General features: G+C 67.0%; 11 protein-coding genes. 3 read left to right on the top strand and 8 right to left on the bottom strand.

All coding sequences use genetic code 11. The annotated features are described in order from the left end of the window. Window positions 1-19 precede the first annotated feature (19 nt). From KRX55_RS09100 to KRX55_RS09090, 3 genes are all read right to left on the bottom strand, one after another. The gene (locus KRX55_RS09100) at window positions 20-3,526 is read right to left on the bottom strand and encodes a murein biosynthesis integral membrane protein MurJ (RefSeq protein ID WP_441303236.1); all 3,507 of its coding nucleotides are present in this window, start codon (window positions 3,524-3,526) and stop codon (window positions 20-22) included. A 157-nt stretch (window positions 3,527-3,683) separates the two neighbouring features. Beyond that, window positions 3,684-6,368: a hypothetical protein gene (locus KRX55_RS09095; protein WP_218407428.1), complete on the bottom strand. Its 2,685-nt coding sequence runs from the start codon at window positions 6,366-6,368 to the stop codon at window positions 3,684-3,686. Then, on the bottom strand, window positions 6,365-7,369 hold the full coding sequence (locus KRX55_RS09090) for an NUDIX hydrolase (RefSeq protein ID WP_218407427.1): 1,005 nt from the start codon (window positions 7,367-7,369) through the stop codon (window positions 6,365-6,367). The genes KRX55_RS09095 and KRX55_RS09090 overlap by 4 nt, the downstream gene beginning before the upstream one ends. Window positions 7,370-7,585: 216 nt before the next feature. Here KRX55_RS09090 and KRX55_RS09085 point away from each other — a divergent pair, with 216 nt between their 5' ends. Continuing rightward, window positions 7,586-9,040 carry a CCA tRNA nucleotidyltransferase gene (locus tag KRX55_RS09085; protein ID WP_370625811.1) on the top strand — a complete coding sequence of 485 codons (1,455 nt, stop codon included), beginning with the start codon at window positions 7,586-7,588 and terminating at the stop codon, window positions 9,038-9,040. Then, window positions 9,033-9,638 carry a YqgE/AlgH family protein gene (locus KRX55_RS09080; RefSeq protein ID WP_200258417.1) on the top strand — a complete coding sequence of 202 codons (606 nt, stop codon included), beginning with the start codon at window positions 9,033-9,035 and terminating at the stop codon, window positions 9,636-9,638. The genes KRX55_RS09085 and KRX55_RS09080 overlap by 8 nt, the downstream gene beginning before the upstream one ends. A 74-nt stretch (window positions 9,639-9,712) precedes the next feature. On the opposite strand, the gene KRX55_RS09075 is transcribed toward KRX55_RS09080, so the two are convergent. Then, window positions 9,713-10,711, bottom strand: coding sequence for a bile acid:sodium symporter family protein (locus KRX55_RS09075; protein WP_218407425.1), 999 nt, complete (start codon window positions 10,709-10,711; stop codon window positions 9,713-9,715). A gap of 104 nt (window positions 10,712-10,815) precedes the next feature. Here KRX55_RS09075 and KRX55_RS09070 point away from each other — a divergent pair, with 104 nt between their 5' ends. After that, window positions 10,816-12,963 carry an MMPL family transporter gene (locus tag KRX55_RS09070; RefSeq protein WP_218407424.1) on the top strand — a complete coding sequence of 716 codons (2,148 nt, stop codon included), beginning with the start codon at window positions 10,816-10,818 and terminating at the stop codon, window positions 12,961-12,963. Window positions 12,964-13,085: 122 nt separating this feature from the next. Here KRX55_RS09070 and KRX55_RS09065 read toward each other — a convergent pair whose 3' ends face one another. The 4 genes from KRX55_RS09065 to KRX55_RS09050 all read right to left on the bottom strand — a co-directional run bounded on the left by KRX55_RS09065 (window position 13,086) and on the right by KRX55_RS09050 (window position 16,956). After that, a complete protein-coding gene (locus KRX55_RS09065) occupies window positions 13,086-13,433 on the bottom strand; it encodes a Rieske (2Fe-2S) protein (RefSeq protein ID WP_323375438.1) in 348 nt (115 codons plus the stop codon). Window positions 13,434-13,589: 156 nt separating this feature from the next. After that, entirely contained in the window at window positions 13,590-15,200 is a 1,611-nt protein-coding gene (locus tag KRX55_RS09060; protein ID WP_218407422.1) for a hypothetical protein, read from the bottom strand. Next, complete coding sequence (locus KRX55_RS09055) at window positions 15,197-16,075, bottom strand: ABC transporter ATP-binding protein (RefSeq protein WP_370625809.1); 879 nt, start codon at window positions 16,073-16,075, stop codon at window positions 15,197-15,199. The genes KRX55_RS09060 and KRX55_RS09055 overlap by 4 nt, the downstream gene beginning before the upstream one ends. Beyond that, window positions 16,072-16,956, bottom strand: a complete 885-nt coding sequence (locus KRX55_RS09050) for a MerR family transcriptional regulator (RefSeq protein WP_218407421.1) — start codon at window positions 16,954-16,956, stop codon at window positions 16,072-16,074. The genes KRX55_RS09055 and KRX55_RS09050 overlap by 4 nt, the downstream gene beginning before the upstream one ends. Between the last annotated feature and the right edge of the window lie 83 nt (window positions 16,957-17,039).

The raw sequence follows: 17,039 nt of genomic DNA, 5'->3' as shown, positions 1-17,039 counted from the left end.
GTGTCCCACCGCCTGCTGGTCAGCGGGGGTTGTTGATTTCGCGGGCGGAAACCGGGATACCGCGGACCGATATCTCGGACACATCCGCGGCCTCCGGCATGGGCAGGGCCCACACCCAGACCAGGATCCGGGTGAAACTCGGGCCGTCCGTGGACGGGTCGCCGGTGGCGATGACGTTTTCACCCCGGGACAGTCGGGCTTCACCCAGCTCAACCGCCTGGTCGAGGGAGACGAAGGGGCCCTCCGGAACCCCGTAGATCCGGATCCCGGAACCCGGTCTGTCTACGGTGACCGTGATCTCCCCGACCCTCGTCGGCCCCGCGAGATCCACGAGGAGCCCGACACCGGGTTTGAGGCCCGCCGGGGGCGTCGCGAACTGCTGGAGGTAGCGGTCGGTCCGCCACCCGGTGGTGGGATCCCCGTCCACCGCGAGCGGCGCGAGATCCGGATTGTCCTCGGTTCCCGGGGCTACCTCGCCGGGTTCCCACTCGACGGCTGCGGTCACCGGGATGTCGGTGATTTCGCGTGGTTTTCCGGCACCGCGCGCCGCGGACGGCGCCACCGAGGCGATGGAGTCGCTGTTTACGGGGGACTCCTCCCGGTCACCACCGAACACGCTCGCGAGGTAGAGAGCCGCGACCGCGATGATGACGACGAGGGTGACGGACAAGGCCGCGATGGCCGCGATCATCCGGCCGGAGTACTCCGCGCTACCGAAGCCGGAGGTGCTCGTGGGCTTCGGGGTCCGTTCGTTCTCGACCACCACCCGGGGCGCGGAGGTGTCGTCCGATAAACCGACCTCCCTGAGACGAACGGAGAGGTCCGCGGCCGTGGGCTGCTGGACGTCGCTCGAGCCTGAGCGGCCGGAGATCCGGGCCGCCTCGGACAACTCGATGATCGCCTCCGGTCCGTTCTTCCCGACGAGGAGCGCGAGACCGGCTCCGATGCTGTCCAGGTCCTCCGCGACCGATGCGTCCGGAAGGACCGCCGGGAATGCGAGGACCGCCCGCCCCGAGGTGTCGATCCGGATACGGGAACGGTGTTCCAGCCCGAGAGGCTGGTGCTCGGCGTGTGCCGCGGCGGCAGCGTCCGCGAGATAGCTCACGGCGAGTGCCGCGGCGTGGGGGTCCACCTCACCCTCCGCGACGCTGACGAGTGCGGATCCCGGGACCCAGTCGGCGACGACCAGGCACCCCGACCGGTAGGACGACACCGAGATACCGCGGGCTATGCCCGTGCTCCCGAGGCGGCCGAGGAGTCGGGTCCTCCGGGCGACCTCACGGGCGGTGGCGGCCGATTCGATCGGACTGGCCGGCGCGGCCGGTACCTGTCCGGTCGTGTCCACGAAGACCAGGGCGACCTCACGGCCGGTCGCGATCTCACGGGCCTGCCAGAACCGTGCTCCGGGTACGCTGCCGTGATCGGCGAGCAGGCGGAAACGGCCGTCGGACACCGGGGCTCCGGGAACCAGTCGCGGCCCCCGGACGACGCCGGCGGACATCGGTGGTGGCACCGGGGAGGCGTTGAATGGCTCGACGGTGATGATCTGGGAGGAGATCTCCTCCGGAGTCGCCTTCTCCACGCCTTCCCCGTTCCGGGCGTTCGCGGTGATGAGGCGGCGCAGGCCCGGTATGCGCCCCAGTAGTCCCCCCATCGAGCGGACCTCGGGCAGGCCTGAGCGGGACAGGACGAATCCCGTCACAATGAGGAAGACGATTCCGGCGACACCGCAGCGGAGGAAGAACCCGATGCTGCCCAGGGCGTCGAAGAGACCGGGGGTCAGGCGGACCAGTGCGGCGTCGAGGCCGAAGGCCACGAAAGCACCGACGAGGGAGGAACCGAGAGCCCAGGCGCTCGATCGCAGGATGGACAGGCCGTTGAGGGAACCCAGCTTGCGGTGCAGCAGGAACGCACCGATCACGGCACCGGCGGCGAAACCGAAGCCGTTCGCCGCTCCCAGCAGGATGACGACCCGTGACGGCGACGTGGCCACCACCGGCGCCAGTAGACTCAGCAGGACCTTCGTGCCCGTGATACCGGCGATGATGAAGGTGGGCGTCCACGCCTGCTCCCGGGCGTAGAACACGCGCAGGTGCAGGAGCACGAGCGCGTACGGGAGGAGGGTGAATGCGGAGAAGCTCAGTGTCCAGCCGAGGATGTTCGCGGAGTTGCGGCTGAACAGTCCGTAGGCGAACAGGGCGTTGGCGATCTGTGTACCGAACGCGGTGAAGAACACGATCACGGGGATCATCGCCACGAAGGTGAGTTTCGTCGCGAGGGTGAGATCCCGGACCACGGCCGCGTCGTCGCCGTCCGCGGCGTTGCGGCTCAGACGCGGCATGATCGCGGTGAGCAGGGTGACGCCGATGATCCCGTAGGGCACCTGGAGCAGGAGCCACGCCTGCTGGTAGATCAGGGGCGCGGAGTCACTGGAGGCGGATGCGATCCGGGTGACGATGATGTAGCCCGCCTGCGAGATCGCGACGTACACGATGATCGCCATCGCCATGCCGCCGAACTGCTTGAGCCGGTCGTCGATGCCCCACAGGGGACGGAGATCGATGCCTGCGTCCCGCAGTGGTTTCACCATGATGAGTGCCTGGACCACCACGCCGAGGGTCGTGCCGACACCGAGCAGGAGAACGTGCGGGTCGGTCAGGGAGACCTGCTGTTCGGGCGCGAGTCCGCCCGGGAGCGTCCAGTAGAGGGCCAGCACGACCAGGACGACGACGTTGTTCGCGACCGGCGCCCACGCTCCCGGTTTGAACACCCCCTTCGTGTTCAGGATCGCCATGAAGAGGGAGAACACACCGTAGAAGAAGATCTGCGGCAGAAGGAGGTAGGCGAACGCCGAGGCCTGGGAGAGGTTGACTTCGCCGTCCCTGCCCAGCGTGAGGGTGGCCAGCAGCCCGGCTGTCCCGACCGAGAGCACCGTCACCACGGTCAGCAGCGTCGCCGACAGGGTGAATAGTCTCCGGATGAAGGCGGCACCGTGGTCCGGGTCCTCTTTCTCGGCGCGGACGAGGACGGGGACGACGAGAGAGGTGAGAACGGCGCCGAGCACGATCTCGGTGATCAGGTTCGGGAGGGTGTTCGCCGTGTTGAAGGCCGATCCGACCGCCGTGCCCATCGTCGCTCCGATGGCCGCGTTGCGGAGGAAACCGGTGATGCGGCTGATGAGTGTCGCCACCGCCATGGAACCGGTCGAGCGGACGACCTCGGAGTCGGTGGCCTTGCGTCCCGGTTGTGGCGCGGGGGTCACCGACCCGGGCCGCCGCCGCCCGGTCGTGGACGTGTCGGCCGTGGGTGCGACGGTGTTCATCCCGCTGCTCACTGCGGCCGGGGCCAGGGTGAGACGGGACAGATCCACCACAGGTTGACGTGCACCGGTGGCCGGTCGATTCACCGGCACCGGAGCCGGCGGCGACGGCGGGATGATCCGGCCGCGCTGGCCGGTGGAGGCACTGTCGTCGGACCCGTGTCCGGGTGCGTCTCGGTCGGGTTGATCGGGATCAGCTGAGTTCACAATTCCCATTGTCTAACAGGATCGTGTGGAAGGAGGTAAACGGTCCTCATCCGGGCGCGGCGGATCGCCGGCCGGGGAGCTTTCGTTCGGGTCACCGGATTTCATGCGGATACCCCGTGCGGGGAACGCCTCGAACCGGGGCGGTCCGGCCACTCCCCTACCGTTGACCGGTGGTGCCCCGTGCGCCCCGGATACGACGCACGACCTTCGTCTGGATCAGTCGGGCGACCAGGGCCACGACCAGAAGCCCGATGATGAATCGACCGAGGAGACCGATGAGCGGTCCCTGCGTCTGGACCGTGATCTCCACCGGATCGCTGACCACGGAGCCCTGGGAACCGGACAGTCGCAGCACCAGGGTCACCTGGTCCGGTTCGGTCGGGAGGTCCGCGGTCATCTGGGTCATGATCGAACCCTTCGCCGGGATCCAGAGCTGGTCGGGTACGTGCACGACACTGCCGGGTGGGCCGTGGTAGCTGATTCGACCGTCGACCGGGAGCGGAAGGCCGTTGCGCGCGACGATGAGCAGCGGGGAGGACTGGGACACCCTCGTGTAGACGTAGCCGGGCGGTAGGAGCGCCACCGAGGACTGCAGCCTCTCGAGCATCTCCCGGTTCAGGGTGAAGATGCGGTCCGCACGGGCGGTCGCGGTGGCGTACTCCTCCGCATTACGGCGGCCGATGACGGTGAGTCCCCGAAGCAGATCGAGCATCAGGGGTCGCATGAATTCGTACCGGGTCAGTGCGATGCCGGGATCGTTGACCATCAGTTGGGTGAGGTCATTCATGTAGTTCGACTGCTGCGTGGCGGCGAGGATCTCACGGTCCGACGGTACCGACGGGTCCGGGAAGGGGGCACCGAACCGGCTCGTCCCCCGCTCCTGCTCCACGGGTTCCGCAGACCGGGCCAGGACCGCCTCCGTGGCGGGATCGGGTGTCGTGGCCTCATGGAGGCTCAGCGGACGTGCCTGACCCGATTCCAGGAGCCGGGCGACGGTGTGGAGCAGCTCCGCACTGTCCGCCGGGGCCGCCGGGGCCGCCGGCGGGACGACGATGACCGGTTCCGGTGCCTCGGGAGTCCGGCCACGGTCCCCGGCGACGGATGGGGCGGCGGTCCCTCGGGCAGCATCCACCGCGAGCCGCAGCGCGGTTTTTCCGGTGGTGAGTCTCGCTCTCCCGGAGTCGAGGTTCGGATCATGGCGCGTCTCCGGGTTGCTGTATCCGACCGTCAACGGTTCCGGACCGGTCGCCGCGAGTGTCGCAGCGAGTGAGCCCTGGTAGGTCACGCCGGTCACTCCGGGGCCGAGGCTCGCGAACCTTCCCTTCGTGGGGGCGTTCCACACACTGTTGTCGGTCACGAGGACGCGGATCCCCGTGCTCGGGACCGGCAACGGCTCCAGGGGATAGGGGTCCGGCATCTCCGGGTCCTCGAGGGCCGCGGTGTCTGCCGGGTGTCGGACCGTCGGCAGCCCGTTCCGTTGCAGCATCTCCCAGGCGGATTCGGGGTCGACGGAGTTCTCCGCTCCGGTGGTGTCCGAGAGGGGGAGCCAGGCGGCAGTTGACTCGGTCACGTAGCCGGACAACGGGATCACGAGGTTCCGCTCGGGTTCCGTGTCCAGGACATCGGCGATCACCGATGTCCCGCGGGACAACGCCTCACGGACCAACCACTGGTTGCCCGTCCGGGTCACCGCGTTGATGTCGGTGCCGGCCCACGGCAGTGCCACCGTGCAGCCCTGTCCGGCCGCCGTCCGGAGCCGGGCCAGCCAGTCCTCCGCGGCGGCCGCGCCCGCTCCCGGTTGCTCGACGTTGGGCGTGGACGCCTCCGCGCGCCAGCTGTCGCGGAGTCGTGGTGCCCCGGATACCGGACTCGGCCGTTCAGCGGTCACGGTGTACCCGTCGCGCATCCGGTCGACGACATCGATCAGCTGGGGGTCGACGGCGAGGCAGGTCGCCTCCCGGAGGGCGGAGCCCGAATCCCCCGAGGTTGCGTCGATGTAGGTGTCGAGGAGTTGGTCGAGGCGACCGCCCTCCCGGAGTTGGGTGGCGAGATCATCGTTCTCGAGCAGCAGAGGTGCGGTGAGCGGTGCCTCACCCGTCTCACCCGCCACGAGTCCGGTGGGGGCGGTGAGGGGCCACAGCATCGTCACCCCGGGTGCGGTGGACGGGTGGGGGGTTGCGTCTGGATCACCGACCGTCAGGAGGAAGCGCTCCGAGGTGAGGTATCTGATGATGCCTTCCCCCGGCCGGCCGTTCAGGTTGATCATGACGGGGTAGACCCCGGGATCACCGATACCCAGGCCGTCCGGTGAACCCGGGGAGGTGTCCAGTGGCAGGCCGACCGTCACCGAATCGCCCGGATTCAACGGGGTCGGCAGGTCGGTGAATGGTCCGGTGTAGCCGTATGCCGACTGATCGTCGGTCAGTGCCAGCCGGGCGGCGGCGGTGTCGTCGACGGGGTCAGCGCGCTGAAGGCGAAGTGATAGATCATCCACCACTTGATCCGAGTGATTCTCGATCGTCACGCTGACGACTTGTTTCATCCCGGGCCGGAGGTTCTCGAGTGGTGACTCGAGCCTGATCTCTATATCGTTCGCGGCGTCATCTTCGCGAATGGAGGGATTCCTCCACTGAGTCGCCGACCCGTCCGGGAGACCCACCACCGACCGCTCCTGGGCCGTGACGATCGCGGGATGACCGGCCTCTCCGATGGTGGTCACGGCGAGGAGCCCGGCGGCGAGCAGGGTACCGCTCAGGGCGCGTACCCGGCGTACGCGATTTTCTGCCCGATCACCGTCCGTGAGGTGGGCGGCGGTGGAGCGCGGGAAGTCGGACGGAATCACCGGGGGGTCCTTCTCCCCTCCGACTTTTCCCGACGGGCGAGTTCGGGAAGCATGTCGTGCGCGTAGCGCGCCAACTTGCGTTCATCCGCATAGGCGAGCCGTTCGGTGAGCTCGCTGGCCGGTACCCAGGTCACCTCGGTGACCTCCGGATCCTCATCGTTGAGATCTCCGTCGACGTAGCGGAGCAGGTGATGGTGCACGGTCTTGTGGATGCGTACCCCCTCGGAGACGAACCAGTAGTCGATGACACCGAGCTCCGCGAACACCTCACCGGAGATCCCGGTCTCCTCCCACACCTCACGCTCCGCGGTCGCGGCATGTCCCTCGCCGGGCTCGACGTGACCCTTGGGCATCGACCAGAGGAGCCGACCCCGGCGGTCCAGCCGTCCGATCAACGCGACGTAGATCCGTCCCAGATCAACGGTTCCGTTCTCCTGAACGGATTCGGCCAGACCCGACAGGACGAGCCCACCGGCCGAGGTTTCGTCATTCGTCTGCATTCGGGGACGTTGGCTGTGGGTACGGGGGGAGTCCCCGGGGCGGTTCCGACGACCGCCTTTCCGGTTCCGGGTGCCCGGGTCCCGGCGTCGGGCGCTCCCCCGGTCGGTGGTCTCCCCGCTCCGTGCGCCGGATTTCTCCGGTGGAGGGCTCTGCCTGTCGCCCCCGGCCTTTTCGACGGCGGCATCAGGGGTCTGCACCGGCCTGGCGGTGTGCGTCTTCTTTCCGTGTCCCCGGCGTCGCCGGGAACGCCTGCGTCCGCTGCCGCTGGACCGCCTGTCATCACCCGTCCCGGATGTGTCCGGTGCACCGGATGATCCCGTCGAACCCGGGACGGCGGGTGCCGCCGGATCGGATGTCGAGGTGCCGGTCCTTGGTTCCGGTCCGCTGCCGGTGTTCCGAGGGTCGTTCTTGCGGGCGCGACCATGCGAGCGACGTCGCCGACGGCCACGTCGGCGACGTCCGGGCTGCTTCTCGGCGTGCTGCCGCTCGCTGTCGCTCATATCCCATGATCGTAACCTGCCGGACACCCGCGTGGAACTCCGACCCGCTGCGGCCGGATCCCGACGATCTCCGGCGGGGCCGCTCCGATCCCGCCTGCGCCTGCCTCCGCGCGGTTCCGGGGTCCCGGCACGCCGGGTAGACTCGACCGGGTGAAAAACGAGGAAGCAACAGGACACCCCGGCCAGCGTCCCGGCACCGACACCGGAACGGTATCCGTGCTCGCAGATGCGGAGAGGGCTTTCGCCGAACTCAGGCCCGTGCTGCAGCCTCTTGCACAACGTTTCGCCGACCACGGTGTGGCGCTCTACCTCGTCGGAGGATCGGTCCGGGATGCGTTGCTCGGTCGGCTCGGAACCGATCTCGACTTCACCACCCCCGCCCGCCCTGATCTCGTCAGGAAGATCCTCGACGGCTACGCGGACACCGTCTGGGACACGGGCATCGATTTCGGGACACTCTCGGCGGAGAAGGCCGGAAAGCAGATCGAGATCACGACGTTCCGGTCCGACACCTACGATGGTCAGAGCCGAAATCCTGAGGTCAGCTACGGCGACACCCTCGACGGTGATCTGATCCGACGTGACTTCAGGGTCAATGCGATGGCTGTCGAGTTGCTCCCCGACGGATCCTTCCGGTTCCACGATCCCGTCGGCGGGCTCGCGGATCTCGCTGCGGGTGTCCTCGACACCCCGGCGACACCGGAGCAGAGTTTCAACGATGATCCCCTGAGAATGCTGCGTGCGGCCCGTTTCGTCTCACAGCTGGATTTCCGGCCCGCGGAACGGGTGCATTCCGCGATGAGTGCGATGGCCGGTCAGATCGGCAGGATCACCGTTGAGCGGGTTCAGGCGGAACTCGACAAGATGATGCTCGGTCGGGTCCCCTGGTTGGGTATCGACCTGATGGTCGACACCGGTATCGCGGACATCATCTTCCCCGAGATCCCGGCCCTCCGACTCACCCAGGACGAGCACCGCCAGCACAAAGATGTCTACGCGCACTCACTGCAGGTCCTCCGCCAGGTCATGGACAAGGAGGAGGACGGCCCCGACCTCGTCCTCCGTTGGGCGGCCCTGCTCCATGACATCGGCAAGCCCGACACCCGGGCCTTCAACGGGGACGGGGCGGTCACCTTCCACCAGCACGAGGTCGTGGGTGCGAAGCTCGCCCGACGACGCCTCCGGGCACTGAAGTACCCGAAGCACGTGATCAACGAGGTCAATCAGCTCGTGTTCCTGCACATGCGGTTCCACGGCTACGGAGAGAGCCGCTGGACCGATTCCGCCGTCCGCCGCTACGTCACGGACGCCGGGGACCAACTGCAGCGACTGCACAAGCTGGTCCGCGCTGACGTCACCACCCGGAACCGTCGGAAAGCGGAACGTCTCGCCCGGACGTACGATCACCTCGAGGAGAGGATCGCGGAGATCGGGCAGAAGGAGGATCTCGCCCGCGTCCGACCGGATCTGGACGGCAACGAGATCATGAGACTGCTCGACATCTCCCCCGGCCCGGAGGTCGGTCGGGCGTGGGCGTTCCTGAAGGAGCTGCGACTGGAACGCGGCCCCCTCGAACACGATGAAGCGGTGGAGGCACTACTCGCCTGGTGGTGTGGGCAGAGCGGTGGATCCGTGGCACCGGACACGACGGAGGATCGAGACAATGAGTGAGCTTTTCGGAGACCGGCTCTTCAACGCCCTGGAACGCACCGATCCCGCCCCCGGCATGCTCCTCGTCGCGGCCCCCGGCCTCGTCGCGGGTGAGTTTACCCGGAGTGTGGTGTTCGTCATCGAACACGGCGACACCGGGACGTTCGGTGTCAACCTCGTCGCGCGCAGTGAACTGGCCGTCGACGAGGTCATGCCGGAATGGCTCGCGATCACCGCCAAGCCGAAGGCCCTGTACGTCGGTGGTCCCCTCTCCCGCGACACGGTGCTCTGTGTCGGGGTGACGAAGAACGGGGTCGATCCCTCCGACAATCCGCAGTTGACCCGCTGCGCGAACCGCATCGTGTACGTCAACGGCGCCGCCGATCCGGCGGAGCTCGCGACCCAGCTCGATGGCGTCAGACTCTTCGCCGGTTTCGCGGAGTGGGCACCGGGACAGCTCGACGAGGAGATCGCGCGGGGCGACTGGTACATCGCGCCCGCCCTGCCGGGCGACATTCTCGCCCCGGGGCCGGCCGACCTCTGGAGTGATGTCATGCGTCGACAACCGGCACCGCTGCCCGCTTTCGCCACGTTCCCCGTGGATCCGAGAGACAACTGACGGCCCCCACCGACTTCAGCCGGTCGATGTTTCACGTGAAACCACCGGGGAACGGTGGGCTACCCGGTGGAGCGTCAGGTTCGGTCGATCGTCCCGCGGACGGGTACCGACTCCGGCTGCCGAGCAGCGTAGTGCGATGCCAGGGCGGCGCACATCATCAGCTGAATCTGGTGGAAGATCATCAGCGGCAGAATGAGCAGGCCGAGTTCCCCGGTACCGAAGATGACGGCGGCCATCGGCAATCCGGTGGCGAGGGACTTCTTCGTACCACAGAACTGGATGGCGAGGGTGTCTGCCCGGTTGAACCCCAGTCGTTGCGCGCCGAACCGCGTGAGCCACAGCATGAATGCGACGAGGACGACGGAGAACAGCACCAGTCCGATCAGATCCAGCGGTGTCACCCGGGACCAGATGCCCTCCACCATTCCCGCCGAGAACGCCGAATAGACCACCATGGTGATGGAGCCGCGATCGATGATCTTCGCCGCGGAATGAGACACGATCGATCTGATCCACGGCCGTGCGAGTTGCCCCAGGAAGAACGGCAGGAGGAGCTGTATCGCGATGTCGAGGAACACCTGACTACTGACATGGACGTGACCGCCCTGGCTCATCAGGAGCATTACCAGCACCGGTGTGAGAACCACGCCGAGCAGATTCGACGCTGAGGCACTGATGATGGCCCCGGCGACGTTTCCCCGGGCGATCGAGGTGAATGCGACCGAGGACTGGACGGTGGACGGAACCAGTGTCAGATACACGATCCCCAGGAACAGGCCTGTCGGGAACAGGTTCTCGAAGGGCATGAGTGCCACACCGATCAGCGGGAAGACCACGTAGGTGAAGGCCAGTATGGTGACGTGCAGCCGCCAGTGCCGGAGACCGGCGAGAGCCTCGGTGGGTGAAAGGCGCGCACCGTAGACGAAGAACAGGAGCGCGATCGCGAGCTTCGTCGCCACGGAGAACACCGTCGCCGCCTCACCCCGCACGGGCAGAATCACGGCGAGGAGAACGGCGAGGAGAATGAGGACGATCAGCGGGTCGATCCGCGGACGTCTGATACGACTGAACATGGTGACAGTCTAGGTGGCGCTCCGGAACCGGACAGCCATCCGGGAGCTCACGCGGATCGCATCGGCTGCTGCACATCGTCGTATTCCTGTGGAAACATGGGTTCATGAACTCCAACCGTCCCGAGGCCCCGGTATCCGCAGCGCGAACGACAGTGGACCGGGCGGCGCCCGTCGCGGCAGGCCCCCCGTTCGTGGCGAAGAAAGGCGTGGCATGGGCCACGATCCTCGGGTTTCTGCTGCTTTTCGCGGGACTGCAGTTCCTGAGTGCCGGAGCCGGAGACTCCGACGGGGCTCCCCAGGGTCTGCCGGGCACAGCCGAGTCCGCCCGGGCCGGGCAACTCCAGGAACGCTTCCCGGGCGGCGACAACCTGCCCGCTGTCCTGGTGTACTCCACTGACGGCACGCTGGGTACCGAGCGGTTGAAGGCCATCGACGGATCGGTGGAACGCCTCGCGGGCATGGACCTGCCCGATGGGCGGGCGCTGCGACGTGCGGGTCCGACGGTGCCGCTGTCGGAGCGGGCCGCGCAGGCCACGGTCCTCCTGCCGGCGGACCTGAACGGCTTCGGACTCAACGATGCGGTGACCGAGCTCCGGTCGTCCGCCCGGGAGGATCTTCCCCGGGGTGTCCGCGTCGAGGTGACCGGACCGGCGGGCTTCGCGGCCGACACCGCGGCGGCATTCTCGGGGGCGAACGTCACATTGCTCGCTGTCACCGCCGCGGTGGTCGCGGTACTGCTCATTCTCACCTACCGCTCCCCCATTCTCTGGCTCATCCCCCTGGTCGTCGTGGCGCTCGCGGACCGGGCCGCTGCCGCGGTCACCGCCTGGCTCTCCTCCACCACGGGATGGTTCGCCAACGACGGCTCAACAGCGGGAATCACCTCGGTGCTGGTGTTCGGTGCCGGGACGAACTACGCGCTGCTGCTGGTGAGCAGGTACAGGGAGGAGCTGAGGACGCGGCCGTGCCACCGGCAGGCCCTGGGTTGTGCCCTGCGGAGTGCGACCCCGGCCATTCTGTCGTCGAACCTGACGGTCGTGCTCGCGCTGCTCACCCTGATCGCAGCGACGGTTCCGGCGTTCCGGAGCCTCGGTATCTCGAGTGCGATCGGTCTGCTGCTCGCCCTTCTCTTCGCACTCGTTCTCCTGCCCGCACTGCTTTCGGTCTGTGGCCGGGGGCTGTTCTGGCCGAGGGTTCCCCGTGCTGACGGACACCCGCAGACAGACGACGGTGGAGTTTTCGGGCGGGTCGCCGGGGCGGTCTCCCGACGTCCGGGTGCCGTACTTGCCGTGATGGTCCTCGTCCTCCTCTGCATGACCGCCGGTCTCGCCGGTACGCGATTCGGATTGTCCACGACCGAACAGTTCCGGACCGACTCCGAGGCCGTCGCAGGACAGCGGACCCTCGCCGAGAACGCCCCCGCGGGCGCGTCTGCGCCGCTACTCGTCATCGCTGACATCGAGGCGGTGTCGGGGATCAGAGACGAAATCAGCGCACACCCCGACCTCACCGTGCTCGGCCCACCGGTGGAGAGCACCGACGGAGCGCTCGCCCGGCTCACGGTTCTACCGGACGCGGAACCCGCCTCGCCCCGGTCCTTCGAGCTGATCCACGAGACCCGGGACATCGCACGTGCGGCGGACCCTGATGCCGTCGTCGGTGGTGCGGCAGCCCGAGATCTGGACAGCCGTGACGCCACCCTGAGGGATCTACGCGTCTGCGTACCCCTGATCCTGCTGGTGGTGTTCCTGGTTCTCGTGGTGGTGCTGCGTGCCGTTCTGGCCCCGCTTCTGCTGCTCGCGGCCGCGGCGCTGTCCACCGCCGCCGCCCTCGGTGTGGGCACCTGGATCTCCGACCACGTCTTCGGGTTCCCGGGCCTGGACACGGCCGCCCCCCTCTACTCCATCCTGTTCCTGATCGCACTCGGGATCGACTACACGGTGTTCCTCGTGCTCCGTGCCAAGGAGGAGAGCGGGGGAAGGGGCGTCCGACGTGGGATGGTGCGCGCGGTGGCGCTCACCGGTGGGGTGATCACCTCGGCCGGTATCGTTCTGGCCGCGGTGTTCGTGGTACTCGGGGTGCTCCCTCTCATCACCCTCACGCAGGTCGGCATCATCGTCGGCTTCGGCATCCTGCTCGACACCTTCCTGGTCCGGACCCTCGTCGTGCCGGCACTCTTCGAGCTCATCGGTGAGCGGATCTGGTGGCCGGCGCGGTCGGCGGAACCCGTGGCTGCGGGTACCACGGAGTAGGCGAAGGACGACCGAAGACCCAGGGCCCATGGGCCCTGGGTCTTCTGCATTGTGCGGACGGCCGATTCCGGCGCCGATGTTCCACGTGAAACATCGGCCGCGGCGGGACCGGGTGGCCGCGACTAGGATGCGGTGAGAGTGGTCCCGGCGGCGCTGAGCTTGGCCGGATCCAGCGGCGCCCGTGCGGGTCCCTCGACGACGCTCCCGTCCTCGATGCTGAACACGGAGTTGTGCTTCGGACAGCGGACGGTGTCGCCCTCGACGACCTCCACCTTCGCACCCTGATGGGGGCAGACGGTCGAATAGGCGTGGAAGACACCCGATGTCGGCTGCGCGATGATGAAGTTTCCCACGACGACCGCACTCCCAACCGGTACGTCCTCCGCCTCCACTGACGCGGGAGTCTCCTTCCCGCCGCATGCGGCGAGGACGGCGCCGGCGAATGTCGTGGCGGTCCCGACCAGGAACAGGCGGCGGCTGCAGGACGGTGTGTGGGCTTTCGGGAAGTCATCTTGGCAGCTCATGGGCCCAGTATCTCCCATCCGGACAGCTGTGTCACAAACGGTGAGGCTGACCTATCTCCTCCGGTGCCCGCCGACGGTACGGGTCATCATCCACCACCCGGGTCACCTGATCTCCCGCCGGGACGCAGCCCCGGCACCGGCAAGGGTGCACGCGACGCCGATGGCGACCAGCAGAGTGGTCGTCCACCCGGTTTCGGAGACATCGGTGCTGGTCGGGGTGTGGCTGAATACCGAGACATCGATGACCCAGTCCGGTGCGTTGAACACGGGCCCGAAGATCCAGATCAGTGCGCAGACGATGAGCGGCAGCCAGGCGAGTGTCGCGAACCGGGGACTCGCTCCAACCAGCAGCAGCGCGATTCCGGTAAGGGCTGCCGCGGGGCCGATCTGGGTGAGGAAACTCACGGTGATCGCCGTCGTGGTCTCCCCAGCGTCGTCGGCACCCGGGATCCCCCCGATGAGACCTCCGACTGTTCCGAGCACCACGAGCAGGACCACCGTCACCCAGCTTGACCGGGCGATGGACCGGTACGGGGCTCCACGGGAGACACCACACGATCGGATCAGGTCCACTGTGCGGTGGTTCTCCTCCGACCTGAAGTGGAGCGATGTCTGGACACCCGCCGCCCCGATCAGAATTCCGATCTGGGCCGCGCAGTAGGCGAAGAACGAAGGCACGACATCGTCGTTGCCGAAGATCGTCCCGACCCGTTCGGCCAGCGCCGTCTGTTGCCCGTCGATGGTGAGAGAATCGATCACGGTCTGGAGGAGTGAACACAGCACCACCGCGAACACCACGACCGGGATCAGCCAACCGATCCTGGTGCCACGGTCGAGTACCCGGCGCAGTGCGACCAGGCCGTTCAGGCGGCGGGGCGCCTTCGGCTTGGGGTCTCCGAACGCGATCAGAGGCCTTCCGAACTCGCGGTGTTTCTCCACCGCCACGAGTCCGAGGCTGCAGCCGAGACACAGGATCGCGAGGCCACCGAGGGCCGCCCAGTTGTTCGAGTCGTAGGGCGACGCAATCGCGCGCCACCCCAGTGGGCTGACCCAGTTGAGGTGCGGAAGATCCCGACTGTCCGCCACCGCGCGGATGACGAATTGAACAGCGAGAGCTCCGAAGGCCGCACGGCGGAGGTTCGCGGGATCCCGGACGAAGAGTGTGCACGCGGCGGTCAGGAAAGCTGTTCCGAGGACGGACAGGAGGACGGTTGCGCCGAGAACCAGGGAGCCCTCCAAGGGAAGATCCCCGACAGCCGAGTTCGCGGCGATCATCACGGCGCTGGTGCCCGCGCCGAGGAGCAGACCGCCGATTGCTGCGGTGGTCAGGGCAGCCGCGGGTACGGATCCGGGGCGAAGGCCCGCCGCGCGGATCAACTCACCGGCTCCGGCCTGTTCCGGTCCCCTGAAGAGGCCGGTCACGAGCAGCACCGTCATTACTCCGGCGAGCAGCGTCAGGAGCGCTCCGCCCTCGAGCGACACCAGCTGCCCGAGTGAATCACCCTCGGGTGCCCGACCGTACATCGCCTCGATGACGGCATTGCCCCGGAAGGCGTCGGCGGCGAGCTTCCGGGACGCGGGATCCGGGTACTGGTTGTCGTATCCGGGAGGCAGCGCGCCGATCAATCCCAGGAGCGGGACGATCCACAGCAGAAGAAAGCGGCGACGCAGTCGGAGATTGAATCTCGTCAGGGACAGTGTTTCGGTGATCATCGTTCCTCCCCGTAGTGGCTGAGGAAGATGTCCTCCAGTGATGCCGGTGTGCTCGTGATGTCGTGACCGCCGCTCTCGATGATCCGGTGGAGGAGACCCGTGCTCCCATCCCGGTCGACGGTCGCGGTCAAACGGGATCCCTCCACGGTCACCGCCGCGAGAGCACGGAAGGCTTCGGGTACTCCCCCGTCGAACTGTGCGGAGACATGATGGGCCGAAATCTGTTTCAGATCGTCGACCCGGCCCCTCAGTACCACCCTGCCTGATTTAATCACTGTGACGGAATCGCAGAGCTTCTCCACCTCGCTCATAATGTGACTGCTGAGCAGTACGGTCGCTCCCCTCCTCGCCTCCACGGTGAGTTGTTCCGCGAAAACCTGTTCCATCAGTGGATCGAGTCCCGAGGTGGGCTCGTCGAGGATCAGAAGATCCGCGCCCGCTGACAGAGCGGCGATGAGGAGAATCTTCCGCCGGTTACCCGTGGAGTAGTCCCGGTTCCGGCGGTTGACGTCGAGCTGGAAAACCTCGATCAGCTCCTCCCGTCGCGCCGTGTCCGCACCTCCGCCCCGCAATTTGGCCAGAAAGTGGATCGTCTCCGCTCCGGTGAGCTGCGGCCACAAGGTCACCTCGGCGGGCACGTACGCCACGCGGCGGAGCACCTCCGGGTCTGATCGTGGATCGCTCCCGAGGACCCGGACTTTCCCGGAATCGGGGTGCAGCAGTCCGAGCAGGATTCTGAGCGTGGTTGATTTTCCGGCGCCGTTGGGCCCGAGGAAACCGTGGACGCTCCCCTCCCCCACCTCCAGGGTGAGTCCGTCGAGGGCGCGGACGGTGCCGAACGTTTTGGAGATGCTCTCACAGAGCAGTGGTTTCACGTGAAACTCCCTTGTCGATCGAGCGGGTCTGAGGTGTGTGGGGTGTCATCGGGTTCGGGGCGGGATGGGGCGATTTCCGCGATCCGGGTACACAGGCGGCGGATTCTCGCATCCACGTACCGTGCCTCTACCGGGTCCGGGAAAGCGAGGAGTACGAGCTGCCGTGCGGGCTCCCGTTCAAGAGATCGGAGGTGCCGGGAAATGGCGTCTATGGTTCGCCGGTCACCGATTGTCCGCAAAACGTCAATGAAGTGGTCGGCGGTTGCTTCGGCTGTTTCGATGACCGCTTCGGGATCCAGCTGATGGATGCGGGCGAAACGGTTGATGTCGTCCCGGAATCCCTTCAATGCGGATTCGTCGAGTTTGGACACCGATTTGAACACGTCACCGGGTATCAGGCCGCGGTGGAGAAACAGCTGAATGAGTTGTTTCTCTCTTCGGATGAGTGCCATGGAACGCTCATCGTCCACCCCTGCGGTCAAACGAGCATAGAGGTCGTCGAGCTGGCTGGGAAGCGGAGGAATCAGCTCGAACTGCGTCTCTGTTCGTTTCCCGACGCACCGGTCCGGCAGCATCGAGCGGAGGCTCCGGAGGCGGTCCCGCTGATTCTCCAGATCAGCTATCTGCTGATTGATGGAGTTCTCCGTGGCTTGGAGTTCCCGGGCCACATCGATGCGGTCGTCCGCGATGAGGGTCTGGATTGACGCGAGCGAGAGGCCCGATCGACGCAGGTGACGTATTCTCTCGACCCTGATGAGGTGTTCGAATCCGTAGTCCCGGGGGCCGTCACCTTCGGGTACCGGGAGCAGGCCTACCTGGTGGTAGTAGCGGATGGTCCGCACCGTGGTGCCGGTGTGCTCGGCCAGCTCTTTCACCTTCATGCCTCAATGGAACACTGTGACGTTACGTCACGGTCAAGGGCTCACAGAAACTGTGATGAAGCTGATATTGCACAAGATACCGC

It is taken from the genome of Corynebacterium sp. TAE3-ERU16, from assembly GCF_019209935.1.
GTDB lineage: Bacteria > Actinomycetota > Actinomycetes > Mycobacteriales > Mycobacteriaceae > Corynebacterium > Corynebacterium antarcticum.
This window is presented reverse-complemented; position numbering and strand designations above follow the sequence as displayed.

Bases quoted from the DNA above. Each gene is read 5' to 3' on its own strand.
- KRX55_RS09090 (WP_218407427.1), bottom strand. From the start codon at position 7,369: ATGAGCGACAGCGAGCGGCAGCACGCCGAGAAGCAGCCCGGACGTCGC.
- KRX55_RS09080 (WP_200258417.1), top strand. From the start codon at position 9,033: ATGAGTGAGCTTTTCGGAGACCGGCTCTTCAACGCCCTGGAACGCACC.
- KRX55_RS09075 (WP_218407425.1), bottom strand. From the start codon at position 10,711: ATGTTCAGTCGTATCAGACGTCCGCGGATCGACCCGCTGATCGTCCTC.
- KRX55_RS09070 (WP_218407424.1), top strand. From the start codon at position 10,816: ATGAACTCCAACCGTCCCGAGGCCCCGGTATCCGCAGCGCGAACGACA.
- KRX55_RS09060 (WP_218407422.1), bottom strand. From the start codon at position 15,200: ATGATCACCGAAACACTGTCCCTGACGAGATTCAATCTCCGACTGCGT.
- KRX55_RS09050 (WP_218407421.1), bottom strand. From the start codon at position 16,956: ATGAAGGTGAAAGAGCTGGCCGAGCACACCGGCACCACGGTGCGGACC.